This is a genomic window from Vibrio sp. (assembly GCF_047973365.1).
In the GTDB taxonomy this organism is placed as follows: domain Bacteria; phylum Pseudomonadota; class Gammaproteobacteria; order Enterobacterales; family Vibrionaceae; genus Vibrio.
Genome location: NZ_JBKEBW010000078.1, coordinates 42290 through 69052, shown reverse-complemented (window position 1 = coordinate 69052; position 26763 = coordinate 42290). Strand labels below are relative to the sequence as shown.

Annotated in this window: 36 protein-coding genes; 15 read left to right on the top strand and 21 right to left on the bottom strand. The window is 42.0% G+C overall.

The window, feature by feature from the left end:
• Positions 1 to 3 precede the first annotated feature (3 nt).
• From ACK5MF_RS10355 to ACK5MF_RS10330, 6 genes are all read left to right on the top strand, one after another.
• The gene (locus ACK5MF_RS10355) at positions 4 to 1200 is read left to right on the top strand and encodes an acetate kinase (protein ID WP_416921913.1); all 1197 of its coding nucleotides are present in this window, start codon (positions 4 to 6) and stop codon (positions 1198 to 1200) included.
• Positions 1197 to 1982, top strand: a complete 786-nt coding sequence (gene cobA, locus ACK5MF_RS10350; protein WP_416921911.1) for a uroporphyrinogen-III C-methyltransferase — start codon at positions 1197 to 1199, stop codon at positions 1980 to 1982. Before ACK5MF_RS10355 ends, cobA begins: the two co-directional genes overlap by 4 nt.
• Before the next feature lie 11 nt (positions 1983 to 1993).
• Positions 1994 to 3073, top strand: a complete 1080-nt coding sequence (cobD, locus tag ACK5MF_RS10345) for a threonine-phosphate decarboxylase CobD (protein WP_416921909.1) — start codon at positions 1994 to 1996, stop codon at positions 3071 to 3073.
• Complete coding sequence (locus ACK5MF_RS10340) at positions 3066 to 3929, top strand: GHMP kinase (RefSeq protein WP_416921907.1); 864 nt, start codon at positions 3066 to 3068, stop codon at positions 3927 to 3929. Before cobD ends, ACK5MF_RS10340 begins: the two co-directional genes overlap by 8 nt.
• 90 nt (positions 3930 to 4019) lie before the next feature.
• Positions 4020 to 4256, top strand: a complete 237-nt coding sequence (locus ACK5MF_RS10335; protein ID WP_416921905.1) for an RNA recognition motif domain-containing protein — start codon at positions 4020 to 4022, stop codon at positions 4254 to 4256.
• Positions 4257 to 4475: 219 nt separating this feature from the next.
• Complete coding sequence (locus ACK5MF_RS10330; RefSeq protein WP_416921903.1) at positions 4476 to 4706, top strand: PAS factor family protein; 231 nt, start codon at positions 4476 to 4478, stop codon at positions 4704 to 4706.
• Positions 4707 to 4902: 196 nt separating this feature from the next.
• Here ACK5MF_RS10330 and ACK5MF_RS10325 read toward each other — a convergent pair whose 3' ends face one another.
• The 3 genes from ACK5MF_RS10325 to ACK5MF_RS10315 form a co-directional block, all read right to left on the bottom strand.
• The gene (locus ACK5MF_RS10325) at positions 4903 to 5205 is read right to left on the bottom strand and encodes a type II toxin-antitoxin system RelE/ParE family toxin (protein ID WP_416921901.1); all 303 of its coding nucleotides are present in this window, start codon (positions 5203 to 5205) and stop codon (positions 4903 to 4905) included.
• Positions 5193 to 5450 carry a type II toxin-antitoxin system Phd/YefM family antitoxin gene (locus ACK5MF_RS10320; protein ID WP_416921899.1) on the bottom strand — a complete coding sequence of 86 codons (258 nt, stop codon included), beginning with the start codon at positions 5448 to 5450 and terminating at the stop codon, positions 5193 to 5195. Before ACK5MF_RS10320 ends, ACK5MF_RS10325 begins: the two co-directional genes overlap by 13 nt.
• A 188-nt stretch (positions 5451 to 5638) precedes the next feature.
• Positions 5639 to 6346 (bottom strand): Fic family protein, encoded by a 708-nt coding sequence (locus tag ACK5MF_RS10315; protein WP_416921898.1) that lies wholly within the window; start codon positions 6344 to 6346, stop codon positions 5639 to 5641.
• A 256-nt stretch (positions 6347 to 6602) separates the two neighbouring features.
• On the opposite strand from ACK5MF_RS10315, the gene ACK5MF_RS10310 reads away from it, so the two are divergent.
• The 6 genes from ACK5MF_RS10310 (at position 6603) to ACK5MF_RS10285 (ending at position 8709) form a co-directional block, all read left to right on the top strand.
• Positions 6603 to 6887: a type II toxin-antitoxin system RelB/DinJ family antitoxin gene (locus ACK5MF_RS10310; protein ID WP_005497249.1), complete on the top strand. Its 285-nt coding sequence runs from the start codon at positions 6603 to 6605 to the stop codon at positions 6885 to 6887.
• The gene (locus ACK5MF_RS10305) at positions 6884 to 7162 is read left to right on the top strand and encodes a type II toxin-antitoxin system RelE/ParE family toxin (protein WP_416921895.1); all 279 of its coding nucleotides are present in this window, start codon (positions 6884 to 6886) and stop codon (positions 7160 to 7162) included. The genes ACK5MF_RS10310 and ACK5MF_RS10305 overlap by 4 nt, the downstream gene beginning before the upstream one ends.
• A 273-nt stretch (positions 7163 to 7435) precedes the next feature.
• Positions 7436 to 7681 (top strand): type II toxin-antitoxin system CcdA family antitoxin, encoded by a 246-nt coding sequence (locus ACK5MF_RS10300; RefSeq protein ID WP_416921893.1) that lies wholly within the window; start codon positions 7436 to 7438, stop codon positions 7679 to 7681.
• Positions 7681 to 7998: a CcdB family protein gene (locus tag ACK5MF_RS10295; protein WP_416921891.1), complete on the top strand. Its 318-nt coding sequence runs from the start codon at positions 7681 to 7683 to the stop codon at positions 7996 to 7998. Before ACK5MF_RS10300 ends, ACK5MF_RS10295 begins: the two co-directional genes overlap by 1 nt.
• Positions 7999 to 8170: 172 nt before the next feature.
• Complete coding sequence (locus ACK5MF_RS10290) at positions 8171 to 8413, top strand: type II toxin-antitoxin system ParD family antitoxin (RefSeq protein ID WP_011080384.1); 243 nt, start codon at positions 8171 to 8173, stop codon at positions 8411 to 8413.
• Positions 8410 to 8709: a type II toxin-antitoxin system RelE/ParE family toxin gene (locus ACK5MF_RS10285; RefSeq protein ID WP_416921887.1), complete on the top strand. Its 300-nt coding sequence runs from the start codon at positions 8410 to 8412 to the stop codon at positions 8707 to 8709. The genes ACK5MF_RS10290 and ACK5MF_RS10285 overlap by 4 nt, the downstream gene beginning before the upstream one ends.
• Before the next feature lie 131 nt (positions 8710 to 8840).
• Here ACK5MF_RS10285 and ACK5MF_RS10280 read toward each other — a convergent pair whose 3' ends face one another.
• The 10 genes from ACK5MF_RS10280 to ACK5MF_RS10235 all read right to left on the bottom strand — a co-directional run bounded on the left by ACK5MF_RS10280 (position 8841) and on the right by ACK5MF_RS10235 (position 13165).
• Complete coding sequence (locus tag ACK5MF_RS10280; RefSeq protein WP_416921885.1) at positions 8841 to 9371, bottom strand: GNAT family N-acetyltransferase; 531 nt, start codon at positions 9369 to 9371, stop codon at positions 8841 to 8843.
• Positions 9368 to 9637: a DUF1778 domain-containing protein gene (locus ACK5MF_RS10275; RefSeq protein WP_416921883.1), complete on the bottom strand. Its 270-nt coding sequence runs from the start codon at positions 9635 to 9637 to the stop codon at positions 9368 to 9370. The genes ACK5MF_RS10280 and ACK5MF_RS10275 overlap by 4 nt, the downstream gene beginning before the upstream one ends.
• 222 nt (positions 9638 to 9859) lie before the next feature.
• Positions 9860 to 10174 (bottom strand): helix-turn-helix domain-containing protein, encoded by a 315-nt coding sequence (locus tag ACK5MF_RS10270; protein WP_416921881.1) that lies wholly within the window; start codon positions 10172 to 10174, stop codon positions 9860 to 9862.
• Positions 10161 to 10493 (bottom strand): type II toxin-antitoxin system RelE/ParE family toxin, encoded by a 333-nt coding sequence (locus tag ACK5MF_RS10265; protein ID WP_399424942.1) that lies wholly within the window; start codon positions 10491 to 10493, stop codon positions 10161 to 10163. The genes ACK5MF_RS10270 and ACK5MF_RS10265 overlap by 14 nt, the downstream gene beginning before the upstream one ends.
• A 666-nt stretch (positions 10494 to 11159) precedes the next feature.
• On the bottom strand, positions 11160 to 11402 hold the full coding sequence (gene brnA / locus ACK5MF_RS10260; RefSeq protein ID WP_416921879.1) for a type II toxin-antitoxin system BrnA family antitoxin: 243 nt from the start codon (positions 11400 to 11402) through the stop codon (positions 11160 to 11162).
• The gene (locus ACK5MF_RS10255; protein ID WP_416921876.1) at positions 11389 to 11655 is read right to left on the bottom strand and encodes a BrnT family toxin; all 267 of its coding nucleotides are present in this window, start codon (positions 11653 to 11655) and stop codon (positions 11389 to 11391) included. The genes brnA and ACK5MF_RS10255 overlap by 14 nt, the downstream gene beginning before the upstream one ends.
• A 207-nt stretch (positions 11656 to 11862) precedes the next feature.
• The gene (locus ACK5MF_RS10250; protein ID WP_416921874.1) at positions 11863 to 12132 is read right to left on the bottom strand and encodes a Txe/YoeB family addiction module toxin; all 270 of its coding nucleotides are present in this window, start codon (positions 12130 to 12132) and stop codon (positions 11863 to 11865) included.
• Positions 12125 to 12379, bottom strand: coding sequence for a type II toxin-antitoxin system Phd/YefM family antitoxin (locus tag ACK5MF_RS10245; RefSeq protein ID WP_416921872.1), 255 nt, complete (start codon positions 12377 to 12379; stop codon positions 12125 to 12127). The genes ACK5MF_RS10250 and ACK5MF_RS10245 overlap by 8 nt, the downstream gene beginning before the upstream one ends.
• Before the next feature lie 220 nt (positions 12380 to 12599).
• Positions 12600 to 12887 carry a type II toxin-antitoxin system RelE/ParE family toxin gene (locus ACK5MF_RS10240; RefSeq protein WP_416921870.1) on the bottom strand — a complete coding sequence of 96 codons (288 nt, stop codon included), beginning with the start codon at positions 12885 to 12887 and terminating at the stop codon, positions 12600 to 12602.
• A complete protein-coding gene (locus ACK5MF_RS10235; protein WP_416921867.1) occupies positions 12884 to 13165 on the bottom strand; it encodes a type II toxin-antitoxin system Phd/YefM family antitoxin in 282 nt (93 codons plus the stop codon). The genes ACK5MF_RS10240 and ACK5MF_RS10235 overlap by 4 nt, the downstream gene beginning before the upstream one ends.
• A 289-nt stretch (positions 13166 to 13454) precedes the next feature.
• Here ACK5MF_RS10235 and ACK5MF_RS10230 point away from each other — a divergent pair, with 289 nt between their 5' ends.
• Positions 13455 to 14423 (top strand): integron integrase, encoded by a 969-nt coding sequence (locus tag ACK5MF_RS10230; protein WP_416921865.1) that lies wholly within the window; start codon positions 13455 to 13457, stop codon positions 14421 to 14423.
• A gap of 57 nt (positions 14424 to 14480) precedes the next feature.
• Here ACK5MF_RS10230 and ACK5MF_RS10225 read toward each other — a convergent pair whose 3' ends face one another.
• The 7 genes from ACK5MF_RS10225 to cobU form a co-directional block, all read right to left on the bottom strand.
• Complete coding sequence (locus ACK5MF_RS10225; protein ID WP_416921863.1) at positions 14481 to 15566, bottom strand: ABC transporter ATP-binding protein; 1086 nt, start codon at positions 15564 to 15566, stop codon at positions 14481 to 14483.
• Between the two features lie 96 nt (positions 15567 to 15662).
• Positions 15663 to 18752, bottom strand: coding sequence for a beta-galactosidase (locus ACK5MF_RS10220; RefSeq protein ID WP_416921861.1), 3090 nt, complete (start codon positions 18750 to 18752; stop codon positions 15663 to 15665).
• 16 nt (positions 18753 to 18768) lie between these two features.
• Positions 18769 to 19581: a carbohydrate ABC transporter permease gene (locus ACK5MF_RS10215; RefSeq protein WP_416921859.1), complete on the bottom strand. Its 813-nt coding sequence runs from the start codon at positions 19579 to 19581 to the stop codon at positions 18769 to 18771.
• 2 nt (positions 19582 to 19583) lie between these two features.
• The gene (locus tag ACK5MF_RS10210) at positions 19584 to 20498 is read right to left on the bottom strand and encodes a carbohydrate ABC transporter permease (RefSeq protein WP_416921857.1); all 915 of its coding nucleotides are present in this window, start codon (positions 20496 to 20498) and stop codon (positions 19584 to 19586) included.
• Positions 20499 to 20567: 69 nt separating this feature from the next.
• Positions 20568 to 21818: an extracellular solute-binding protein gene (locus ACK5MF_RS10205; protein ID WP_416921855.1), complete on the bottom strand. Its 1251-nt coding sequence runs from the start codon at positions 21816 to 21818 to the stop codon at positions 20568 to 20570.
• A 465-nt stretch (positions 21819 to 22283) separates the two neighbouring features.
• Entirely contained in the window at positions 22284 to 22886 is a 603-nt protein-coding gene (gene cobC, locus ACK5MF_RS10200) for an alpha-ribazole phosphatase family protein (protein ID WP_416921853.1), read from the bottom strand.
• Positions 22887 to 22904: 18 nt separating this feature from the next.
• The gene (gene cobU / locus ACK5MF_RS10195; RefSeq protein WP_416921851.1) at positions 22905 to 23462 is read right to left on the bottom strand and encodes a bifunctional adenosylcobinamide kinase/adenosylcobinamide-phosphate guanylyltransferase; all 558 of its coding nucleotides are present in this window, start codon (positions 23460 to 23462) and stop codon (positions 22905 to 22907) included.
• 179 nt (positions 23463 to 23641) lie between these two features.
• Here cobU and ACK5MF_RS10190 point away from each other — a divergent pair, with 179 nt between their 5' ends.
• Positions 23642 to 23998 (top strand): diacylglycerol kinase, encoded by a 357-nt coding sequence (locus ACK5MF_RS10190; RefSeq protein ID WP_416921849.1) that lies wholly within the window; start codon positions 23642 to 23644, stop codon positions 23996 to 23998.
• A 4-nt stretch (positions 23999 to 24002) separates the two neighbouring features.
• A complete protein-coding gene (locus ACK5MF_RS10185) occupies positions 24003 to 25640 on the top strand; it encodes a phosphoethanolamine transferase (RefSeq protein WP_416921847.1) in 1638 nt (545 codons plus the stop codon).
• A gap of 114 nt (positions 25641 to 25754) precedes the next feature.
• Here ACK5MF_RS10185 and mglC read toward each other — a convergent pair whose 3' ends face one another.
• A complete protein-coding gene (gene mglC, locus ACK5MF_RS10180) occupies positions 25755 to 26762 on the bottom strand; it encodes a galactose/methyl galactoside ABC transporter permease MglC (protein ID WP_416921845.1) in 1008 nt (335 codons plus the stop codon).
• Position 26763 lies beyond the last annotated feature (1 nt).

Genomic DNA, 26763 nt, shown 5'->3' with positions numbered 1-26763 from the left:
ACGATGCATGTTACACAAACCTCTCAGAAGATTATCGCCATTAACGCTGGCAGCTCTTCTCTTAAATTTCAGTTGTTTTCAATGCCTGATGAAGTTTCTCTATGCCAAGGTTTGGTTGAACGTATTGGTTTAGCCGATGCGATTTTTACCATGAAATTCAATGGGCAAAAAGTGAGTAAGACCATCAGCATTGCCAACCACCAGCAAGCGGTGGACATGCTGCTTACCAGTTTGATTGAGTACCGAATTGTTGCTGATTTAAAAGAGATACAAGGAGTTGGTCATCGTGTTGCACACGGAGGAGAATATTTCCCCGACAGCGCCATCATCAACGATGACACGATTGAAAAAATCACTCGACTAAGTGATTTAGCCCCCTTACATAACCCGGTCAATTTAACCGGCATACACGCGTTTAAACAGGCGTTACCCGATGCTAAAGCTGTTGCTGTGTTTGACACATCTTTTCATCAGACCATGGCAAAACCTGATTACATCTACCCTATTCCGTATGAGTATTACCGCAAGTATGGCATTCGCCGTTATGGATTTCACGGTACGAGTCATAAGTACATTGCAAACTATTATGCCGAAATGATTGGCAAACCGATTGCTGATTTAAATCTCATCACCTGTCACTTAGGCAATGGTTCAAGTATTTGTGCAGTTAAAGGTGGTGAATCGGTTCATACTTCGATGGGATTTACACCGCTTGCTGGAGTAATGATGGGGACACGTTGTGGAGACATCGATCCTTCTATTCTGCCGTTCTTAGCTGAAAAAGAATCGTTAACCTTGTCTGAGTTGAACGAGATGATGAATAGCCGCTCAGGTTTTCTGGGTGTATCAGAACTATCTCATGACTGCCGCGATATACAACAAGCATCAAAAACCAATCAACAAGCAAAGCTTGCATTGGATATCTTTGTTGAACGTGTCCGAGCTTATATTGGTCAATATCTGGTGAAATTGGGTCGTGTGGACGCCATTTTATTTACCGGTGGTATCGGGGAAAACTCTACCGATATCAGAGAAAGCATTTGTTGTTCGCTAGAATCATTAGGAATATGTATCGATGTGAATAAAAACCGTTCTAAATCAATGATTTTTTCCACACAAAAGAGTTCAATTTCGTTAGCGGTAATTGAAACTAATGAAGAACTAATGATTGCTAAAGACGTCATGAGGGTATCACTATGAAAGGCAAAGTTTGGCTAGTGGGTGCAGGTCCGGGTGATCCAACACTATTAACAGTAAAAGCACTGTATTGCATCCGTGAAGCTGACGTTATTGTTTATGATAGATTGGTAAGCAAAGAAATTTTGCAACAAGCACCAAGCGCATGCCAAATGGTCAATGTGGGTAAGTTACCGAACTTTCACCCAATTCCTCAAGATGACATCAATGAAACCTTAGTGAATTTCGCTCAACAAGGCTACAATGTCGTGCGTTTGAAAGGTGGCGACCCTTATGTATTTGGTCGTGGTGGTGAAGAAGCCGATGCCTTGGTCGAACATGGAATAGAATTCGAAGTCGTTCCGGGGATTACTTCTGCCATTGGTGGTTTAGCTTACGCTGGCATACCAGTAACCCATAGAGATCATGCCTCCTCCTTTCACGTAGTAACAGGACATCTAAAGCAAGGTAAAGATCCACTCGATTGGTCTTTGTATTCTAAACTAGATGGAACTCTCGTTATTTTGATGGGTATGAGTCAAATCGAAAACATCTGTCAGCAATTGGTCAACGGTGGTAAAGCGACGGATACTCCCGCTGCGGTCGTTCGTTATGCTAGCCGTGATAACCAACAAGTGGTTACCGGAACAATTACAGATATAGCACAGCGCGTGAAAGAACAAGGTATTACTTCGCCAGCCTTGATAGTGATTGGCGGCGTTGCTCAGAAACACGCAACACTTTCGTTTAAAGCCACATGCCGTCAAATTAGCGAGTTAGCACAACTTCAACTCGATTTAGCTTAAAGGCAGTCAATATGGCGATAAGTGGACAACACGGTGGTAATGTCCTGCAAATGGCAAATCAATTTGCTCTCGCTCCGAGCGATGTCATTGATTTCAGTGCCAACATCAATCCTCTGGGTATGCCCGGAGGATTGAAGCATCTGTTGGTAGAAAACCTATCACGCTTAGAGCAATATCCTGATATTGATTACCACCTGCTGCATCGTCAGTTGGCTCGTCACCATCAGTGTTCACAAAATCATGTGATTGCAGGTAATGGCGCCACTGAGTTAATCTTCCTTTGGGCGCAATACGTAAAGCCAAAAAAAGCCCTACTCGTTGAACCAAGTTTCGGCGAGTATCGCCGCGCACTCTCGCGAGTGGGTTGCAAAATCACCAACTACTTGCTGTGTGAAGAGGAAGAATTTTGTGTCACCAAACGTATTCTCTCCGCTCTTTCGCCCGATCTTGATTGCTTGTTTTTGTGTACGCCTAATAATCCGACAGGCCTGCAACCCGACCCAGATTTGCTGATCGAAATCTTAAATCGTTGTGATGTTATGGGCATCAAGTTGTTCGTTGATGAGTCATTTCTCGACTTTATGCCCGAAACGAAGAGTCTTTGCAGATATTTGCCCTGTCACTCGAATCTTTACATCTTGCGTTCATTGACCAAGTTTTATGCTCTACCTGGTTTACGCTTAGGCTATATGCTCTCTTCCGATGCAGAGCTTATACAACAGATCCGCGAGCAAAGAGAACCTTGGACAATTAATGCCCTTGCTGCATTAGCCGGAGAAGTACTATTTGATTTCATTACCTACCACCAAGCAACCTACAACTGGCTTGCCAAAGAGCAAGGATATCTATTAGGTGAGTTGCAACAGTTTGAACAAATCAAACTCTATAAACCTTCAGCGAACTACATCTTTTTTAAACATTTGGATAGTCAGTCGACGCTACAATCACAGTTAATGAAACACGGCATTTTGATTCGTAGTTGTGCCAACTACATAGGTTTGGATAAGTGTTTTTACCGTATGGCAATTAAATCAAGAGCAGACAACGAACGCTTAGTGTCAGCCCTTAAAAAGGTGTTTAGTCATGGCTGAAGCGAGCTGCCCTGCTTCGTGCGGAGAGCTAATTCAAGGATGGATATCCGGCGGTGAAAAGTTAGTATCTTGCCCTATTGATTGGTTTAGTACCGTTGAAGTCAGCTCTGGTTTGGCGTCGCTTAGTAATCAAAGACCAATGATGCGCAAAGCTTTGGAGTTGACCCTAAAGCAGCTCAATATACCAAGCACAGAATCTCAGCAATTAAAGATCGATTTTCACTCTACGATTCCCATCGCTAAAGGTATGGCAAGCAGCACCGCCGATATCGCAGCCACAGTTGCTGCAACCTATCGCTACTTTCAGTGTGACTACATAGCAGAACACCTTGCTTCGCTGTGCGCGCAACTCGAACCCACCGACAGCACCATGTTCAATAGTTTAACCTTATTTGATCACAACCAAGGGATTGTGGCAGCACAATACGGTTCGATGACAAATCTTGATGTCTTGGTCTTGGAAAGCCCAATACAACTAGACACGGCGGCTTACCACAAAATGGATCACCGCCATTCATTAATGAATTCTTCATTGAAATTAGATACGGCGAACACTGATCTGGCAGATGCCATTAAATTGCACAATCCGGGTCAACTTGGCAGAGCAGCAACCGCAAGCGCCGTTGAAAGTCAGGTCATTTTGCCTAAGCCATGCTTTGAACAACTACTCAACATCGTCGAAAAACACGACCTATACGGGTTAAATGTGGCTCACAGCGGCAGCGTGGTTGGACTGCTTTTTGACGCACGGATACACGACATTGAACAGGTTATTTTCGATATGGACAATCAGGGAATAAGACATTCTTACCCACTTTTTCACCAATGTAAGATGGTTGACGGTGGCATTCGTTGAACTATTTGATACTAAAATCAAACTATCGCTTGGTAGCCACTGCCTTTATTGAGACAATGCTCAACATTACTTCAATACCAACGGACATCTATGAAAATCTTAGTTCGCAACCTTGCTCGCACTACAACTGAACACGACATTCGTAAACTGTTTTCTGAATACGGCGCAGTGACTGAATGCACATTAGTTTTAGATAAAGAAACAGGCTTATCAAAAGGTTTTGCTTTCGTCGAAATGCCTGACGTTTCAGAAGCGAAATCGGCGATTGCCGCACTCAATCTAGCAAGTGTTGCTAAAAGCAAAATTCGCGTTAAAGAAGCGCAATAGTCGATCTGTTTAAACCAGCGGAATGAAATGACGCTGGTTTTTTCAGATACTCAGAACATCGTGCAATTACCATTGCCACTAAAACTCATTTAAACTAAATCCATCGAGCGTTGGTATTCCGTCTCAAATGCTTTGTTATGTGATTGTTACGTTAGTATTACTGTCGCTTGAAGAGTACAATCTTATGCACCCTGTTAACTATAATGAAATGGACATCACATGAAAGCCCTAATTTATGAAACTCTTGTAAGCCTTGCAAATCAAGCCCCCGAACAACATGCGAAAATTCGACAAAATCTTTACGAACAGCTAGATTTGCCCTTTGATAAACAGCTCGCCTTGTATACTCGAGCACTTGGACCAGCCAGTTCAGGCATGCTGGAAACGGAACAAGCTATGAATAACGCCGTTGAAAGTGCTGTTCACTTGCTAGAAATTCCAGAGCGTTAAGTTGAGTTACAAATTATAACGGCCCACACCCCCAAGGGCCGTTTTAGTTTCCTAATCACATACTCAGCTAAGGGATTGGCAACGCATTACACGTAATCTAAATAAGCCACCGTAAACACAAAAGCCAAATCAAACCAAAACCGCCGAGCGTTGTGAATCCGTCTTGAAGCGTTTGTTCGCCGCTCATTCTCAAAAGTTATTGCATACTTAATAGGAACTTACGCAAATCTCTTTCGACACGCATAACAAACAGAATAAATACTTTATCTGCGTTTTGTTTATAGAACACACGACATGGATTAACGACAACCTCACGGTAACTTAAATGTTCTAACTCAGGTGGAATACGTCCTGATTCCGGAAAACTCTCTAGACGTTCAACTCTAGCGAAAATCGTTTGAACCAATCGCTTTGCTGCAACGATATTTTCAAGTGCAATATATTCAGCTATATCATTGAGGTCGGATAACGCTGGCTCAGTCCAGATTATTTCAGCCATTTTAACATCTTGTCCTTGGCTGTATCATGACTAACCACGTTCCCATCAGCTAGTGCACGTTCTCCTCGTGCAATACCCTCAAGAATTAACAAACGGTTTTGCATAAACTCATAATCATCAACATCAACCAAATATGCTGATGGTTTTCCATGCTCGGTAATTAACACTGGTTCTTTAGTATCGTGTAGATCAGCTAGGATCTTAGTTGCTTGACGCTTAAGTGATGTGACTAATTCTACTTTCATGAGAGCAGCTCCAAACGAATACTAAAGTGATACTATTCTATCACTCTACGTATAGCAAGATCTATGACGGCTAACGCTAAGCTAAGTGGTGAGCAACACTACAACCATACTCAATTATTACACCGTAAACACAAAAGCCAATTCAAACCAAAACCGCAGAGCGTTGCGGATTCGCCTTAAGGCGTTTGTTAGCCAATTTTTAAGTCTAATTGAAAGTTCCTAATTATTTTTTCATCGATACAACTGCGTAAAAACTTATTCATTGGATCCATGTCATTACTTGAGTAAAACTCTAGCATTAATGTATTAAATTCTTGTTGTCGTTTAGCTGGAACATTAATTATGGGAAAACCACATGAAAGTAGAATCCCATTCATCATGAAGCGACCTGTTCGTTTATTAACATCCCAGAAAAATTGAGCTCTAACCATTTGTAAAAAAGCCGTAATCGCCTGATCATAGATGTCTTCGCTAGACTCAACTAAAGACTGAACTTCATCCCATTTATCATCTAGTTCGTGTGGTGCTGGTGGCTCATAGTCAGAGCCAGTTATTGATACATAACCAGAACGAAATTTGCCCCACTCTAAAGCCTCGTCTTCACCAGCGATATTGTGTAATAACAACGCAATTTCTTTATTAAAAGAGAATTCTCCGGAATCCACTAACTCAAAAATCCGTTCCCAAGTTTTAGCTTGATTCATAGCCATATTTTGATCACTGATGCGATGCCCACCCACCGTAATACCATCCAAAATAGTTTGAACTTCAGGGAGTGTCATAGCCACTCCTTCTAGGTTAACTGCATCGTAAACTAACGCTGGGACATCTCTTTTAGCTAGCTGTTTTGCAAGAGGAATATTCGGTTTCATTCCCCATTTAGATTCAGTGAACATATTTAATTAACTCGCTCATACATTATGCTCAAAAGTATACACCTTTTAATAAATCACTGGAAAACTCAAATTTGGGAGAAGTTGGCTAACGCCTGCTTAAGTGGTGAGCAACGCTACCACCAAACCTAACCCATTCATTAAAGCTGAACCAAACTAAAAATATCAAGCGTTGTGAATCCCTCTTAAACGCCTTGTTAGTTGCCCAACGTTAAACCCAGTGCTAACATTTGTACACACATAAGATATGGAGTGCATCATGGACACTAGAATTCAATTTCGTGTTGATGAAGAAACGAAGCGACTAGCCCAACAAATGGCTGAAAGCCAAGGCAGAACACTAAGTGATGCTTGTCGTGAACTGACTGAGCAACTAGCTGACCAACAGAGAAAGACTTTATCTCACGACGCATGGTTAACTGAACAAGTTAACTTAGCTTTTGAGAAGTTTGACTCAGGAAAAGCCACTTTTGTTGACCATGAGTCAGCTAAATCTCGTATGGCGGAGCGTAAAGCTAAAATCCGTAACCGAGGCAAATTATGATTTTGTGGGAAGAAGAGTCTCTCAACGATCGCGAAAAGATCTTTGAGTTTCTCTACGACTTCAACCCCGAAGCTGCCAACAAAACCGACGATATTATTGAAGCAAAAGTTGAGAACCTTTTAGAGCAACCTCATATGGGAGGCCAACGTGACGGAATTAGAGGGCGATTGCTCATTATTCCTGAGATTTCGATGATTGTTTCCTACTGGGTTGAAGGTGATATCATTCGAGTTATGCGTGTGCTACACCAAAAACAAAAATTCCCAACGGAGTAATTATGTCGACTGGGCAACTAACGCCCTGCTAATGGACAAAAAACATTCCGCTGCGCCCAATCTGACCAGCCGTAATTCCAAAACAAACCGAACCTTTTCTGCCGCTTTATCTGGTAAAGAATTAAGATACTGGTCTAGATAGATTCTACTTTTTGCATCCATGATTTCAGCTCGAAAGTTGATTAAAAATATAACGCTAAGCTAAGCGCCTTGTTATGTGCTTATACTAAGCCTATACTTAATGCGCAAAAAAAATACGCATAGGTTATCATTATGAGAAACACATATAGTACACAAACCCCAAAAAAAGCGGCAAACTTAAGTTTGAACAGTGAGTTGCTAGCTGAGGCCAAACGATTAAACATAAATCTTTCAGCAACTATGGAAAAAGCTCTGGAAAAAGAAGTAAGTCAGCGACTCAAAGCTGAGTGGTTAGAACAAAATGCAGATGCAATTAGCGCTTGCAATGAGCTAGCCGAAACCCACGGACTATTCTCTGATTCTTATCGAGTATTCTAATGTCACAATTTGCACTGTACAAAAACAACGATAAAAGCACATCCAACGCATACCCTTATTTTGTTGACGTTCAAAGTGAGCTACTTAATACATTAAATACTCGACTAGTTATCCCGCTAATTCCTGTCGAATTATTAGAAAAGAAAGCACCAAGCCATCTGTGCCCCGTCATCCATATTGACGAAGGTGATTTCATCATTTTGACTCATCAAATGGCTAGTGTTCCCACAAAGATCTTAGGTGAAAAGGTGAATCAATTAAGTAAATTCAGAAACGAAATTATCGCTGCTATCGACTTTTTGATTACTGGCATATAACGCCAGCTTAAGTGGTGAGCAACGCTACCACTGAACCTAACCTATTGTGCTGTAAACACTAAACTGAAAATGCCACACGCTGCGAATCTGCCTTAAGCGTTTTGTTATGCGCCTTGCATTCAAGCTTAACTAGTACCATAATTAGGTATCTGTTGGTATTGAGGACTATGTCATGGCTAAGAACACTAGTATTACTTTAGGTGACCATTTTGATGGCTTTATTGCTAACCAAATCCAAAGCGGTCGCTACGGCTCTGCAAGTGAAGTGATTCGTTCCGCTTTACGTTTACTTGAAACCCAAGAAACTAAAATGAACACTTTACGCCAATTGCTTGTTGAAGGTGAAGAAAGTGGAGTTGCGGATTATGACCTTGATTCGTTTATCAATGAGTTAGATAGCGAAGAGAGAAAATGAGACCATTTCAGTTAACTAACAAGGCGAAATCTGATTTAAGAGATATAGCCTTGTTTACCTCTCGACGTTGGGGTCGTGAACAGCGAAATATTTATCTAAAACAGTTTGATGACTCATTTTGGCTGTTAGCCGAAAATCCTGACATCGGTAAAGCCTGTGAGGAAATTCGCGATGGCTACAGAAAATTTCCACAAGGAAGTCACGTAATATTTTATCGTCAGATCGGCAGCCAAACTATTGAGATTATCCGCATCCTCCACAAAAGCATGGATGTGAATCCAATTTTCGGCACATAACGTCCTATTAAGGGGTGAGCAACGCTAACCACCCGACCCACACATTGTGCCGTAAACACTTAAGCTAATTCAAACTAAAACTGTCAAGCGTTGTGAACCCCTCTTGAATGCTTTGTTATATTCGTAGCCTATTAATTAAAAAGCTGTTCTACCGTTTTCATTGGTAAGAACATACGAATACGCCCATTATGTTCGCACAGCACTTCAAAGCCGAACTTTGTATAGAACGCTTGAGCGGAATCTGTAAGACAGTCAACAACTATTGCGTATGCTCTCATATGGTGATTCACTTCCCACAAGTACTTCAATGCTCGAATTAGACTAACCTTTCCGAGCCCAGAGCCATGAAACTCTTTGTGCACAGCTAATTGAGCCAAAAGAAAAACAGGGATTGGATACCTAGGGAGTTTCTTTGCTAGTTGTGTTGGTAATGTTTCTCGGCTGATTGAACTCGGTGCAACACTATAGAAAGCACAAATAGCGAATTTTTGATTTAACAGTGGTTGAGCACTAGGTAAAACCATTGTTCGGCTAATACCTGCTTGCATGTGCTTTGCAGCTTGAGTTTTGATAAATGTGTTGAGCTCTTGCTCACCACAATCAAATGAGTTGCGATCATGCTTTGATTTACTAAGTTCTACGAACTCTTTGCCACAACTCACTTAATACCACTCTCATCTGTAAATTTGGCAGCTTCAAGCAAAGCTTGATTCGGTGCTTTTGCTTTATTGCACGCAGCCATAAACTCGTCAAAAACACTGTCTTTAATCATAATACTTTCATGCTGCTCGATAACATGAGTCGCATCTTCGTCCATAAGTCTCACTACATATTCAGTGAGACTTTTTAAACCAAGTAAAGCCGATGCTTTTTCGGCTTTTGCCTTGATCTCTTCATCAAGGCGGATATCTAAACGTGCCGTTGCCATAGCCCCTCCTACGTACAGATCTATTCCGTAACTTAAGAGAGTATAGTACACCCTTAAAACTCATTCAATTTGTACGGAAAACATACGGAATGTGAGAAAAATATAACGCCCGCTTAAATGGTGAACAACGCTACCACGAAACTTAACCGTACCACCGTAAACACAAAACCCAACGATGGAATGAAAAACGCCATGCGTTGGGAATCACACTTAAATGCTTTGTTATAGCTCAGCTATGTGCGACAGAGTTTCTGGATGATGCTGAACCAACTTTAGAAGGGTTACTGCTTGTCCATTTGGTGCGCTACGCCCTTGCTCCCAGTTCTCTAACGTACGAGACGATGTGTGCAACAAACGAGCAAACACACCACGAGACATATTAAACTGCTTTCTAATACTCACGATTTCATCAGGGGAGATATTTAACTCACTGATGTCGTTAACTTGATGAGTTTTAAGCGTACGCTTACCCTCTGAATGCTCTTTAGCCTCAACAAGTGCTGAACTTAACTCTACAAATAGATCACGATTGCTCATTACGCCACGCCTCCATAAAAGCCTTTAGTTGTTTCTTTTGGTCTGCTGTTAAGTCGGATATTTCATTCTTGCCGTAAATAGTCAGCAAGTAGAAACGACGCTTTTCATCGAGGAAGTAATAGATAACGCGAGAGCCACCACGCTTGCCCTTACCTTTACTTGCAACTCGAATCTTCCGCAAACCACCTGTACCTTGAATCACGTCACCCTGCTTCGGGTTAGACATTAGCTCAGCTTGAAAAAGCCTAAACTCATCATCGCTGAGATATTCATTACGGTACTTTTCAAATATGGTTGATTCGACAAATACACTTTTCATACGCAAAGTATACGCAAGTAACGTACAGATAGCAAAACCATACGTGATTAACGTGGCTATGATTTTTGGAGCGGTGATTCTGACATGAGCTATAACGCCGCATTAAGTAGTGAGCAACACTACCACTGAACCTAACCTATTGTGCCGTAGCCACTAAAGCCGATTAAAACCCAAAATGCCACGCGTTGTGAATCTGCCTTAAACGCTTTGTTAGCACTATTCCCACAAGTCAGGGATGTCATCATCGGAGCTGTTCAAGAAATCTGCTTCCCCTAGATACTCATCACTGACACAATAAAATGGATCATTTCGAGATAAAAATTCGTTGATTGAAAGCCCTTCAACTTCGGGGTCTCGCTTTATACGAACTTGCTTACCATTAATTAGTATCGTTTTAAATCTCTTCTTGCGCTCAAGTCGACTTTGCCGCTTTAGCTCTCTTTGCGCTTTAGTTAATTTTCGTTTCACAACTTTTACATGATGAAGATTAAAAAAGATATTCTAGACGAACAAATATTCATGGCAACACCAATTAGTGCTAACGCCGTATTAAGGTGTGAGCAACTCTACCACGACACTAAACAATTGTGCCATAAACACGAAACCCAACGATGGAATGAAAAATACCATGCGTTGGGAATCACTCTTAAATGCTTTGTTAGCCGTTTAGTTTGAAGCATGGTGATGAGCTACATTTTCAAGCCTTTCAGCTAACCAAATCTTAATGATCGACTGTCGTGTAACACCTACTCGGCTAGCTTCACGGTCTAACGACTCTAACATCCATGCTGGAAAGTCAACGTTTACCCGCTTCTGTTTTTGCATAGGATGCTTAACTTTAGATAAATCTAGATCACCTAAAATGTCATCGTCACTTTCAAACTTGGCATCAAACTCATGCGCTTTCATATAAGTTCACCTCCGATTTTCGTGAACGTCTGACCGAAATGATCCTAATGTTTAACCCACGATATGTAATAACGCCAGACCAGTGCTTGCCATTTAACATACCGATGACTAAATACCTAGGTTCATCAGTTGTATTTGCAGGGATCTCGATAAGATCAGAATCATTCCACAAACCTTGAGCTGTATAGAAATCGATTCCATGTTTTTCAAAGTTTGACCTGCTTTTGTTTTCATCAAATTCAAATTTCAACATGAGTAAAACCTATACCCTTTTTACTCACTTTGCAACTTTAACGTTGGCTAGTGGTTGTGGAGACGGCTAACGCTAAACTAAAGGGCAAAAACCAAACCTATTCACCCAACCGAACCAGCCGGAACCTCAGAACCAAACCGAACCCAAAATGCCGCGTGTTTTTGTCCCGTTGAGTTGTTTGTTAGCTGCCGGTCGCTGAAGTTAAAGTTAGTAGTGATAACGGCATGAAATTATCGTGATAGCTTGATTATCGACTGCATAAACTAAGCGATTTGTGTCATCAATACGACGTGACCAAAAGCCCGCTAAGTTCTCTTTTAATGGCTCTGGTTTACCAATTCCTTCAAATGGTGAACGTTTTACATCATTGATGAGTTTATTAATACGTTTTAGCGTTTTTTTATCTTGGGTTTGCCAATATAGGTAATCGCCCCATGCTTCATCAGTCCAAGATAATAAACGTTGGCTACTACTCATCTATTAGCTCTCGGGCTGTTGTTTGACCAGCACGATACTGTGCAATTGAACGATTAAGGTGCTCCGCATTTTCAGGAGAGCGAAGTAGATGCACTGTTTCCATTAGGCTATTGTAATAGTCCAATGACATAACAACTGCATCTTCTGAATCTCTGCGCGTAATAACTGTTGTATCGGCATCATTAACAACACCGTCTAATACTGCTTTTAAGCTATTTCTAGCTTCTGTAAAAGATACGATTCTCATAGAACCTCCACATGTACATTTTATAGAACAAGTATAGTTCCCACAATTACACTTGTACAGTTAATTGAACGTATAGGTCACTAGAGCAGCTAACGCCCGCTTAAGTGGTGAGCAACACTACCACAAAACTTAATTATTACACCGTAAACACAAAAGCCGAATCAAACCAAAACCGCCGAGCGTTGCGAATCCGTCTTAAAACGCTTGTTATAACAAATATTTACACGTCATCTTCTGTCAACATCTGACGACAATTACGAACAGTTAAAACCCTAATTTCGACTGATAAGCTATAAATAATGCGATAGTGACCAAAAATGATTTCACGATAATTAGTATTTGGTAATTCAGGAACAAAGCGTCCCATTTCTGGCATACTTCCAAGTAAGTGGGTTTTATCGAAAACTTCATTTACCCATTTCTCAGCCGCTACAGAATTGTCCAAAGAAATAAACTCTGCTGCATCACCAAGCTTTTGAAGAGCTAAAGGAGACCAAACTACTTTCATTTCTTTATGCGCCCTATTACTCGAGCACGAGCATCTTCATTAGAAACACCAAGACCTGAAGCTAATTGAGCTTCAGCTGTACGCATTTCTTCCAATAGTTCGATTTTTTCCTGCATTGCTTCATACTCAGCAACATCAAGAACAACAGCTACACCTTTGCCACGCTGCGTAATAACCAATGGACGACGAGTCTCGTTAATCTGTTTGATGTAAGAAGCGACACCTGCGCGAAACTCAGATAAAGGCTGGATATCTTGATCGAAATGAATACGGCTCATATTGAACTCCAATTAGTACAAAATTACGTACAAATAATAGTTCAATTAAGTGTTTTGAGCAAGGTGCTGATTCTGTGTTATAACAGTTCTTATACGGAACTATTCCACAAACCATGTTCCATATAACTTTCTATGCGTCATAACATATAATCAATTAACTTAATCAAAAACAATGAGTTTTGCATTATTTTAATCACATCACATCGCAAAATGAGGTGTTACTCCTGTTAATTTCCCCGCATGCTAGTTTACATATCAAATAATACTGCTCAACTTCTAAGGCACCAGAATGAAGTCACCATTTTTAAATGAGTTAACTCAATTTATGCTTGCTCGCCATTATGCAAAAACCACTGTACAAACATACCGTTACTGGGTTGTTCAATTTATTCGCTTTAATAGTAACCAGCACCCAAATTTGCTAGGTAAAGATGACGTTGAAGCATTCTTAACTCATCTGGTTGTCCAACTTAATGTTTCCGTCGCTACACAAGCTCTTGCATTAAACGCACTTGTCTTTCTATATCGAGATTTTCTGGCAAAACCACTTGATTTGGACATGCGATTTCAAAAATCGACGAAAAACAAAAAACTACCGGTTGTATTAACGCAACGAGAAGTAGTACAACTGTTGAGACTGATCCCCGTACAATCACGCCTACCTTTTCAATTAATGTATGGATCAGGGTTACGTTTAATGGAGACAGTCCGCCTTAGAGTCAAAGATATAGATTTCGATTATGGTGCCATACGCATTTGGCAAAGCAAAGGAGGGAAAAATAGAGTCGTCACCCTGGCTGAAGAACTTCATAGCTCTTTATATAACCAAATAGCTAAAGTACGCTTGATTCATCAACAAGACTCAAATACACCGGAGTATTCAGGTACGAGCCTCCCCTTCCGTCTTGCAGAAAAATACCCAAACGCCCCCAAAAGCCTAGATTGGCAGTTTTTATTTCCTTCGTTACACCTTAGCCAATTTGGTGCAGATAATAACTGGTATCGACACCATCTTCATGAGAGTTCATTACAAAAAATCATTAGGCAGGCATCCAGAAAAATGGATACTCATAAGACAATAACTTGCCATACATTAAGACACTCATTTGCAACTCACTTGCTTGAGTCTGGTAGTGATATTCGCACGGTACAAGAACAACTTGGGCACTCTGACGTAAAAACAACCCAAATATACACTCACGTCATTAATCGTGGTGCTGGCGGGGTCAAAAGCCCTTTATCCAATCTCGGGCTATGAAAATGGCGGAACGTTTAACCGCATCCGCCACTGAATTTAGCGATTGAAGGTTAACGACTAAAGATTAGAGATACACACTGTATCTTTGAACACGTGACAATTTGCTTTGTTAAAAGTGAGTTCGATTTCTTCACCACGTTTTACTGCTACATCGCCTGACAAGTGAACCTTGTAGTTTTCGTAACCACCAACCACGCCGAACAAATAAGTACTGTTGCCAAGTCGCTCTACTGCGTCTGTTTTGAAATGAAGGTTATAGTCACCTTCCCCACCGACAGATAAATGCTCAGGACGAAGACCGAATGTCAGTTTATCGCCTAGTGTTATTTTAGATAGGTCGATATTAAGAGTGATCGATTGACCGTCAGGCAGTTTAAGTATTGCACCTGCTTCACCAATATGCGTCACTTTTGCAGGTAGCATATTCATTTTTGGTGAACCTATAAAGCCCGCCACAAACTCGTTTGCTGGGCGGTTATAAAGCTCAAGCGGAGAGCCGACTTGTTCGATACGTCCATCTCTTAACACTACGATTTTGTCTGCCAACGTCATCGCTTCAACCTGATCGTGAGTGACATAAATCATAGTTGTTGCAAGTTCGCGGTGAAGACTGGAGATCTGCAAACGCATGTCTACACGCAGTTCTGCATCAAGGTTGGATAATGGTTCATCAAACAGAAACACTTTAGGGTTACGTACAATCGCCCGACCAATCGCAACACGTTGGCGTTGCCCACCGGACATGTCTTTCGGTTTACGATCCATCAAATGGTCAAGTTGCAACGCCTTTGCGGCTGCATTCACTCGTTGTTTAATTTCCGCTTTGGGAAAGCCGTTCATTTTCATGCCAAAGCCCATGTTTTCTTCCACCGTTAGGTGTGGATAAAGCGCATACGACTGAAACACCATCGCAATGCCACGCTCTGCTGGGTCGACATGGTTCACCACTTCATCATCTATACATAACACACCGTCGGTGATATCTTCCAAGCCTGCAATTAGGCGTAATAATGTCGATTTGCCACAGCCAGATGGACCAACAAACACAACGAATTCACCGTGTTTAATCTCAAGATCAACACCATGAATCACCGTATGTTCGCCATAGCGTTTAACAACATTGGAAAGATTAATATTTGCCATCTTTACATCCTTAAATCTGCTTCTCTAGAGAGCGATGAAATCGCTCTCTACCGATAATGTGCTGGCGACCCAATTGCCAGCACAGACGGCATCTGATTAAAACTTCAATTCAACTTGGTAACGGTAACGTTCGCGGTCGAGTTTAAACTCGTCGTGTACGCTTGGTGTCCATGAATCATCACCACCAACACCCATGTGGAATCCATCAATTCGCACAAACAGGTTGCCACTGTCTTTCAGTTCGTTGGTGTGTCTCGCTTGAGCTACATTCTCTTGAGCAAAACGGCTAACGGATAAATGGAAGTCACCTTGTACACTAAGCTCTCCAATTTGCGCATCTTTCACATCGCAACGTAATCCGCTGTCTGATGGGAAGATGTATCCTGTGTGCATCTCATCTTGGTTAGCAGTGTAGCGACCAATATGTGCTGAATCCAAACGGTCTGGGTAGTTCTCATGTGGACCGCGGCCAAACCACTCTACCGATTGTTGTTTCTGCGGTAATGTCAGTTCCATCCCTACACGAGCCAACGGTGGTGCGCTTTTCGCGACGCGAGCGTCGACATCAATCGATACCATTCCGTCGGCGTATATGTGGTAATTCCAAGCCGTTGCCATCAATACACCTTGCGCATTTTTGTGCACAAACTGAGTGACGACTTCGACTGTATTCGGTTTATCAAACAGTTGTAACTCAACACATTCCACATCAAGCTGATGAATGCCTGCTGCATCCCAACGCGCAGACCAAGCATTAGGGTCAACACGGTCAATTTCACTGACACCGATATCGTTATCCAACGGTGCGCGATAAAAGTTATCTTTTGGTCCAGAAACTAACTTCTCTTCACCACCCACAATCCAGCTATCAATCACACCAGTTTCTTTGTTGAAACGTATAGAAAAGTTTTCACCGCTTATCATTCCGTTATCCGCAAACATTGATGAAGTCAAAACACCTCTTGGTTTTGCTTTCTTTAATGCCAGTGATGATGCAGACGGCAATTCAAATTGATGAGTAGCCGTAGTATGACCCGCCTGTGCCCACGCTGTATCACCGATCAAACTAACCTGTAGATTCAAATGGTATAACTTATCGATCTTAGCTTCTGGTAACGCCTTAGTAAGTTGCAACTGAATAGACTGCTCAGCATCAACAACCAGCGGCATTTCACCACTTTCAATGACTACGCCGTTTTCTGTGATCGTCCACGATAGCTGTTCATTCTCAGAACAGGTAAAGAGGTTTTCGCTGGTCACTTTAATGATTAATGGCTCAGTACCTAGCAGTTTAAATTGGTAGAACTGTTGTGCGTGTTTCGCTTCTAAAACAGTTGGATGCACAGTGCGGTCAGGAAAAATCAAACCATTAATACAGAATTGACGGTCGTTGATCTCATCGCCAAAATCGCCACCGTATGCCCAGTATTTAGTGCCGTTTTCATCGGTTTTCGTAATGCCTTGGTCAACCCAGTCCCAAATGAAACCACCTTGCAGACGCGGATAATCACGGAAAGCTTGCCAGTATTTGTTGAAACTACCCAAGCTGTTACCCATAGCATGTGCATATTCACACAGGATCAGTGGGCGATGTTCACCCGGTAAGCCTAACCATTTTTTCAATGCGTATTTCGGTGTTACCGTTGGGTCGATGCGATGTAATTGGTCCTTATCGACACGAGAATACATAGGCACAATGATATCGGTCGCTGCTGTATTTGAACCGCCACCTTCGTACTGAATCGGCCGTGAAGGATCACGAAGTTTTGTCCACTGATACATAGCATGGTGGTTGCCACCAATACCCGATTCGTTTCCTAGTGACCAAATGATCACCGACGGATGGTTTTTATCACGTTCAACCAAGCGGGTAATACGGCGCATGTACGCATTTAGCCAAGTGGTGTCATCAGAAAGGCGACACATCGGGAACTGACCGTGTGTTTCAATATTCGCTTCATCAACCAGGTACAAACCGTATTCGTCACATAGCTCATGCCATAACGGATCATTCGGATAATGAGCGGTACGAACTGCGTTAAAATTATGCTGCTTAAGCAATTTGATATCTTGCAGCATAGTTTCGCGGCTCATGGTATGACCGGTTTCTGGATGATGTTCATGGCGGTTAGCACCTCGAACCAGAATCGCTTTTCCGTTCACTTTAAGTAGACCATCGGTAATTTCTACACTGCGGAAACCCACATTATAAGCTTCGCAATCAAGTTGCTCGTCACCATTAAATAAAGTGACAACGCAGCGATATAAGTACGGTGACTCAGCGCTCCACTTATGGGGATTCTCAACGTAGATATTGTGCTCTGCTCGCTCTAGCCAAGGCCCTTTTTCGTCAATGATGCGTTGCCCACAGTTTGCAGATTTCACGCCAAACACTGAGTTGCCTTGTGCATCAAAAAGCTCAACTTCAACACGGTTCGCTGCATTTTTCTCGCTAATGCTGGTTGTTACATTCAGCCAACCATCGCGATAACACGCATCTAGCGGAGTTAAAATTTGCACATCTTGAATGGAGATCTGCGGTTTAGCTAATAGCGTGACATTACGGAAAATACCGCTTAACCACCACATGTCTTGGTCTTCTAAATAAGAACCGTCAGACCAACGAATCACCATTGCTGAAAGTTGGTTCTCACCTTCCACTAAGAAATCCGTCAAATCGAATTCAGCAGCAAGGCGGCTATCTTGCGAGAACCCTACCCACTTGCCGTTACACCAAAGATGGAATGCAGAGTTAACACCATCAAACGTAATGGTTTGACGCTTACCTGCGAAGTGTTTTGGCACGTTAAAGTTTAGGCGATACAAACCCGTTGGGTTTTCCTCTGGTACATAAGGAGGTGTATCAGCAAACGGATACTTCACATTGGTGTAAATGGGTTTATCGTAACCTTGTAGCTGCCAGTTGCTTGGAACAGTAATGTTGTCCCAGCTTGAATCATCAAACTCAGCTTCAACCGACATGGCTAAAACGTTTTCAGGGCGGTCAAAAAGCTTGAATTTCCACTCACCGTTCAGTGATAGCTGATTCTCAGAATCTTGTTTTGTTAATGCGGCTTCTTTATTTGCGTAAGCTTTAAGCGGCGCATGAGCAGCAAGCACATTGTGATGTGTTACATGCTGATTTTCCCATTCGCGAGCACTAATAATTTGTTCAAATGTTCTCATTTTTATTATTCCAGACTTATTTCACCGAACCTGTCATACCTGCAACGAATTGCTTCTGCATTGCGAAAAACACAGCCAAAGTCGGAAGCGTCGCAATAACGGTTCCTACCATGATGATTCCGAAATCAGGGAAATAGGCAGACGATAAAGATGATAAAACGAGGTTAATTGTTTTTAATTCGGCAGATTGCAGCACGATCAACGGCCACAAGAACGCATTCCAAGATGCCATGAATACGATAATAAACGCTGCGGCATAAGTGGTTTTCATCACTGGGATATAAACAAACAGGTAGATTTTCCAATCTTTTACGCCGTCGACTCGGGCTGCATCAATCAGCTCATGCGGAAAGGCTTTTGTACATTGACGGAAGTAGAAAACGATGAAGACCGATGCAATCGTTGGCAACATCACGGCAGCATGGGTATCCAACAGTTGTGCTTTCGCCATGAGTGTAAATAGCGGAATCATTAACGCTGCAAACGGGATCATCATGGTCAGCAACAATGCGCCGTAAACACGGTCACGCAACTTACTTTTGTACACTTCAAAACCATACCCTGCCATTGAAGAGATCAGTAAGGTAACAATAGTACTGATAATGGCAATTTTGCTGGTGTTCCAGAAAATAAGCCCCAGATCTACCTGTTCACTTAAGCGCGTAATATTGGCAAGCAACTGATCACCAAAGGTAAATTTGCCCTTATTGATCTCGGTTGTGGTGTTTGTGCTCGATACCACCATCCAATAAAAAGGAAACAGTGAAATAAACGAAAATGCCGTGAGAAACAGGTACATGAAAGCGCGGTTAATTTGACTCTTACTCATCGTTATTTATCCTTAGCAATCTTGAATTGCATAATCGCAAGTACTGCTGCAAAGAATACGATGACGTATGACACCGTCGCCGCATAGCCGAAGTTTGGTACGAACTTGAACGACAAGTTATAGATGTACATAGAAAGCGTCATGGTTTCGTTTGCTGGACCACCCGCAGTGATGTTGACCACTTCATCGAACAGTTGCAGCGTACCGATTGTCGACATCACGGTAGTAAACAAAATCACTGGTTTCAGCAAAGGCACGGTAATAAAGAAGAATTGTTTGGCTGGGCTAACCCCTTCCATGCGCGCAGCTTCGTAAATCGACTTATCAATGTTTTGCATTGCAGACAAAAAGAAAATCATGTTGTATCCCGTCCAGCGCCAAGTGATCGCAATGATGATGGTCACTTTTGCCCAGAACGGATCGGATAACCATGGAATCGGTTCACCAATTATGTGTGCCCACATCAAAAAGGAGTTAATGATCCCTTCGTACGCAAACATACTCTTAAACAAGATTGAATACGCAACAAGTGATGTGACACAAGGTAAGAAAATAGCGAGTCGGAATAAGCTGCGGAATTTCAAATTCGGTGCATTAAGACATGAAGAGAGGATTAGCGAGAGCAAAATCATCACTGGCACCTGAATAACGAGGAAAATGAAGGTGTTTTTCAGTGATTTTAAGAAGAATGAGTCGTTAAATAGACGTAATACGTTATCAAAACCAACGAACTGCATCATGACGCCTCGCCCAGAGTGCATCGACATCCAGAGCGAGTTCACAATGGGATAAATCATAAAAAGGCTGACGAGAACGACAGCAGGAAGAACAAATGACCAACCGTTAATATCATAAAAGCGGTGAAAGCTTTTTTTGCTCTTTTTCTGTTTTTTACTGATGGCAGTAGAAGTATCCATAAGACAAACCAAGAAAGCAATGTAAAACAAGGCACTTAAGCACCCTTGAGGGCGCCTAAGGAAGACAAATTAACGTAGTTGGAACTCAAGCTGTTGTTGAACATCGCCCAACACTTGCTCGATTGGAGCACCTTGAACAATCGCAGGTAACATTGAGCTTAAGGCTGCATCGACTTCATAGGTGTAGATGCCATAGTTCACTTCTGGGATCTTACCTAACCAATCTGAAAAGTTAGCGTAGATTTTTTGACCGCCGAAGAATTCATTGCTGAATTGGTAAGCGGCTGATTGACCTGAGGGCATGTAAGAGCCTACTGCACCACGCTCTTTAAGAATGGTTTCGTAAAATGAAACGTTTGAACCAAAGGTTTCATTCAGGAACTTGATCGCCTCTTGCTTCTCTTTTGAAGAGTCAAGCACGTACCAACTTGAACCACCAAGGTTAGAGCTGTTTACTGCCCCTGCTTTTTGTAGGCGTGGTGTTGCGGCTACTGCCCACTTACCCGCTTGGTCTTTGCCTGCTTCAACAGACGGTGTAATCCAAACACCGGTAACGATAGAAGCAACTTGACCACGGTTTAATGTACCTACCCACTCAGACCAACCGATAGTTGGGCGCGACACATCAGGGCTCATCAAATCTTTAAATACTTTTAGAGCTTCTTTTAGTGATTCGTTGGTAGTGATATTGAGCGAACCATCTTTGTTGAAGTACCACTCACCGCCAGATTGCATCATGATACGCACTAAGCCTAGGTCATCTGGATTCATGCCCAACATGGCTACGCCTGTTTTCGCTTTTACTTGTTTACCAATGTCAATGAAACGGTCCCAGGTAATGTTTTCTAGGTCTTTCGCTGTAAAACCTGCTTTTTCCAGCAAGTCGGTACGGTAGTACATACCCGTTACGCCCGTATCGAACGGCAGACCATAAACCTCACCGCTTAGCGTCATCAAGCTTTCTTTATAAGGAGCGAAGTTTTTGTAATCGACAGCGTTGGTCATTGGTGCAAAGGCACCTGGGTATGACTGAAGGTATTTTTGAGCGTTGTAATCTTCAATAAGAACCACGTCAGGAAGTGATGACGTAACACCAGAGGCAAGCATAGTGTGTAGCTTTTGCTCAAGGTCTGCTTTTGCGAAGTCCACGACTTTAATCGTCGTTTCTGGGTGGTCACTGCTATAAACCTTCGCTGCCTCTTCCATAATCGCAACGTTAAAGTTTGGATCCCAAGTCCATACTGTAATTTCATCAGCAAGTGCAGCATTACTGAAACACGCTAAACCAATCGAGGTTGCAAGCATATTCTTATTCATCATCACATTCTCTTTTTTATGAGTAGGGTGCCACATCACCTTAGCCAACCACTGATTTGCACAATGAAAACATTCCGTGTTCATCAATCATCAAAGCAATATGGAAACGTTTACAATTCAGGTTAACATTCACCATCAAAGATAAGTAAGACCTAGTACTCAATTTCGTGATCCTCTAAACAATAAATTTTTTATTAACGTTCTCAGTATCACTAGAGTTTCTAGTCTTTCTTTTTCAAAGACTGATATAAAAACGAAGGAAAATGAACATAACTTGCTGTATTAATGCAATTAAAAATAAATAACAGGATTCGAGAATGGCGCATTTTAGAAAAATACCAGTGTTATTTAACAGCTAAAAAGGAAATGGATGTAAAGCAACCTGAGGTGAAACATGATGAAGAGAACAAAACTTACACACTGTAAACGCATCCAATTTAAAATGGATTATTGGAGACAAAAGTCTTATTAAAGCAGTGGAATACCAATGCCTTTGACCGAGTAATACACATTGCCTTCAAACTTGTTAATTTGAATATGTGTGATGCTCTGGTTTTCGATTGCCAAGGAGGTGTAAAGCTGTGGATTTTGCCAATCCAAACCTAATACGTGTGCGAGTATGTAACGGATAGGTCCGCCGTGAGCGACAATTAAGGTGTCTTGTTCACAGTGTTGAGTAATTTGCTGCCATGCTTCAACCACTCTTTCATACCCTTGTTGCAAAGGCTCGGCGTTAGGTAAGTGATTCTGTGCAGGATTCGCCCAGAATTGCTCTAGCCTCTTCCATTCGTGTGCGAGTTCGTCAAAGGGTACACCATCGAAGTCTCCAAAGTTTTGCTCTTTCAAACGTGGTTCAATCACCAGCTTTAATGCGGGTTTAAGCTCGGCAACCAATTCAGCCACTCTTTGGCACCGAATCAGTGGCGATGAATAGATTTTGTGGAAGGAATAGTGCTTCAAAAGCGCATGAGCAATCGAGTATTGAATAGACTCATCGACCGCCACATCAATATGACCATTTAATGCCGGTTTACCTTGGGTTTTACCATGCCTTAATAAGTAAAGGTTCATCGTCTATATCCTGTTGCCTTATTGACCGCCTTTGAGATTCATTGCTAACCCTGCCACAACAAAATCGACTTGATCTGCGACTTTCGCGACAGCTTGGTTCATCCATCCGGAATGGTCAACGTATAGCCGGGTGAGCGCATTCATCGGCACAATACCAAGCCCTACTTCGTTAGAAACACACAACACCGTAGCTTGAGTTCGGGCAAGAGCATCTGCTAATTCATTAAGTTTTAGTTTGATTTGCGCACTGTCTGCGTTATCACCCAAATAATGAATCACGTTGTTTAGCCAAACCGTCAAGCAATCCACCAGCACCACATCATACTGGTTAAATTCCAGTAGCGCTTTTGGCAGTTCTACCGGGCATTCATGATTAATCCACTGCTCATCACGACGAGCTTGATGGTGTGAAATACGCTCTTTCATTTCATCATCAAATGGCTCTGCAGTTGCAACATAGTGGAGGCGTGTTTGAGGGTGAATGCACTTGCCTTCTTCTAACAATCTCAATGCTTGCTGCTCTGCATAAGTCGACTTTCCACTACGAGCACCGCCCAGATACAACTTTGCTGCCATATTGTGTTCTCCACTGTTTCCAACTCCATGAATTAAGCCACACATTTGCTATTAAGCACAGTGAGTTATCGCACTTTCTACTCAATTGTTCTTTAGTGATGAATTTCTGTCGACATAAATTTCACACTAGCTCTCGTAGTATCACCTGCATAGAAACACATTCTCTGGAGGTATTTACTGTGAAACCAGGCAGAACAGGTATTCAGCGCATTATTTTCGCCACAGGCTATTCCATGAAAGGCTTGCAAGCCGCATGGATTAACGAAGCAGCATTCCGCCAGGAGTTAGTTGCTTCTGCCATTCTCACTATCAGTCTTTTTTTCCTCCCGGTCACTAGTCTCGAGCGCATCGCTATGGTGGGCTCGTTAACACTAGTTTTACTCGCAGAATTACTTAACTCAGCTATTGAAGCTGTAGTGGACAGAATTGGTAGCGAAAAACACGAACTCAGTGGACGAGCAAAAGACATTGGCTCAGCTGCGGTGTTTGTTGCTCTGGCATTTGCTGCTTTTACTTGGCTAACTATTTTGGTGTAACACTATGAAATTAATTAAAGCAAATTTCTCACTCTCTTATGCTGGCATTACTCTCGTACTGGCTACGTTTTTCGCGTTAGTGCTGAATTTACCGATATACTCCTCCTTAACTGACATTTTCGCTAAACTTGATAACGTAAAAATCGGCTTCATTATTTCGTTGCCATTCTTTTTTGCTGCTGCCTTGAACTTGCTTTTTAATCTCTTTAGTTGGCCGTACATCACCAAACCTATTTTTATCGTTTTGATTATTGCTTCCAGCTTTGTTAGCTATGCCAGTTTTAATTATGGAACCTTGTTTGATACTGAGATGATCAACAACATTATTGAAACAGATTCCAGCGAAGCAGGTTCCTACTTAAGCTTTTACTCAATCGGTTGGATTGTGGTATTTGGTCTGATTCCTGCGACAATTCTCGCTGTTACTAAAATTCAAAAACCCAGTTCATGGATTAACTTCACTTTACGAAAGATAGGTTCAATGACGGCATCTCTTGTCGTGATTGGCATAATCGCAATATTGTACTATCAAGATTACTCATCCGTTGGTCGCAACAATAGTTATTTGAAAAAGCTGATCATCCCAACGGAGTTTGTTTACAGTACAAGCAAATTTATTAAACAAAAATATTTCGCTACGCCTATCGTCTATAAAGAAATTGGCCTGGATGCAAAGCAGTCAGCAAAAGCGCTGGTTACGGCACAAACCAAACCGACACTATTTGTATTCTTGTTGGGAGAGACAGCTCGTTCGCATAACTATGAGTTAAATGGTTATGAACGCCCTACCAACCCTTATACTCGCGACTTAAACGTCATTTCATTTAAGGACGTAAGTTCTTGCGGTACTGCAACCGCCGTTTCTGTTCCCTGCATGTTTTCTGCCTTGGATAAAAGTAACTTCAATCGTGAAGTTGCCGACAATCGAGACAACGTGCTTGATATACTCAGCCATGCGGGCGTTGATGTTGCCTGGCAAGAAAACGATGGTGGCGACAAGAATGTGGCCAAACGCATCAAGAAAACCGTCATTAATCGTAATCGCATTGATAATATGTGTAACGGAGAGACCTGTTATGACATGGCAATGCTGGAAGATTTCGAACAAAAAGTGAATGAGCTAAAAGGCAACCGCATGATGGTGATGCACCTTATTGGTAGCCACGGTCCAACCTATTTCCAACGCTATCCAAAAGAGATGGGGGCATTCCAGCCAGATTGCCCACGCAGTGACATTGAAAATTGCAGCGTAGAGCAAATCGTCAACAGCTATGATAATACTATTGCTTACACTGATTATGTTGTGGCACAGACCATTGATAAACTGAAAGCGCTACAAGACAAATACAACACAGCTTTAGTTTATATTTCTGACCACGGTGAATCTTTGGGCGAGAACGGAATGTTCTTGCATGGTATGCCTTATGGACTGGCTCCTGACTATCAAACACATGTACCACTTATTGTTTGGCTGTCAGACGGTTTCAAACAAGAAAAGCAAATAAAAGCGGGATGTCTGGAAAATCACTCTAGCAGACAGTATTCACAAGATAACCTATTTCACTCATTACTGGGTATCATGGATGTGAGCACCAATACCTACAACCCAAATATGGATCTATTTGCGAGTTGCCGCTCTTAATCGTTATTTGATGTTTTCGTTATTCTCTGCCTGATGCTGCGCCCTAATTGGGCGCTTTTTTTAGCTGTAAAAAGCGCTGCCAAGGCAGCGCTAATCACAATTTAAAGGTAAATCTTATTTCTTGTTTGCGTATTTCATTGAGTCCAATGCTACCGCAAAGACGATGATTGAACCTTTGATGATGTACTGCCAGTAAGGGCTAACACCGATGTATGTCATACCGTAGTTGATAACGGTGAAGATAAGAACCCCCGTTACAACACCTGCGATACTACCAACACCACCGGCGAATGACACACCACCGACCACACAGGCTGCAATTGCATCAAGTTCGTATAAGAAACCTAAGTTGTTGGTTGCACTACCGATACGCCCAGCTTCTAACATACCACCGAAGGCATAGAAGACACCTGAAAGTGCGTACACTTTTAGTAGCGTCATCGGTACGTTAACACCTGATACTTTTGCCGCTTCAGGGTTACCACCTACTGCGAAGATGTTTTTGCCAAATACAGTCTTGTTCCAAAGCACCCACATAAATATAACAGCGATAATGGCGTAGAAAGTTATGTACGAGAATCGGAACCCACCCATTCGAATAAAGCCTTGAGTGAATACTGTGAAGCGCTCATCAAAGCCCGCGATTGGTGATGCACCAACTGCGTCGTAGTAAAGCGAGTTAATACCGTAAACGATGATCATCGTACCCAGTGTCGCGATGAAAGGCGTTACTTTCATGTAAGCAACGATAACACCGTTCACTAGACCGATGATTGCACCGATTAAACAGACACAAAGAATAACCGCAACAATTGGCACGTCACCAATGCTTGGAAAAACTTTGTTAACGTTTTCAATAGATTGTAGTAAGGTTGCAGAGATAACCGCAGCCAAACCTACCTGACGACCTGCAGATAAGTCAGTACCTTGTGTAACAATAAGACCCGCAACACCTAGCGCGATGATTACGCGAACTGATGACTGAGTTAAAATGTTACTTAAATTTCGTAAGCTTAAAAATGATGGTTCTTGAATAACGATAACCGCTAATAAAATAAACAGAACCGCGTAAATTGCACCTTCTTTTAAGTGCTTTAATGCAAATGACTTAACAGCATCCATA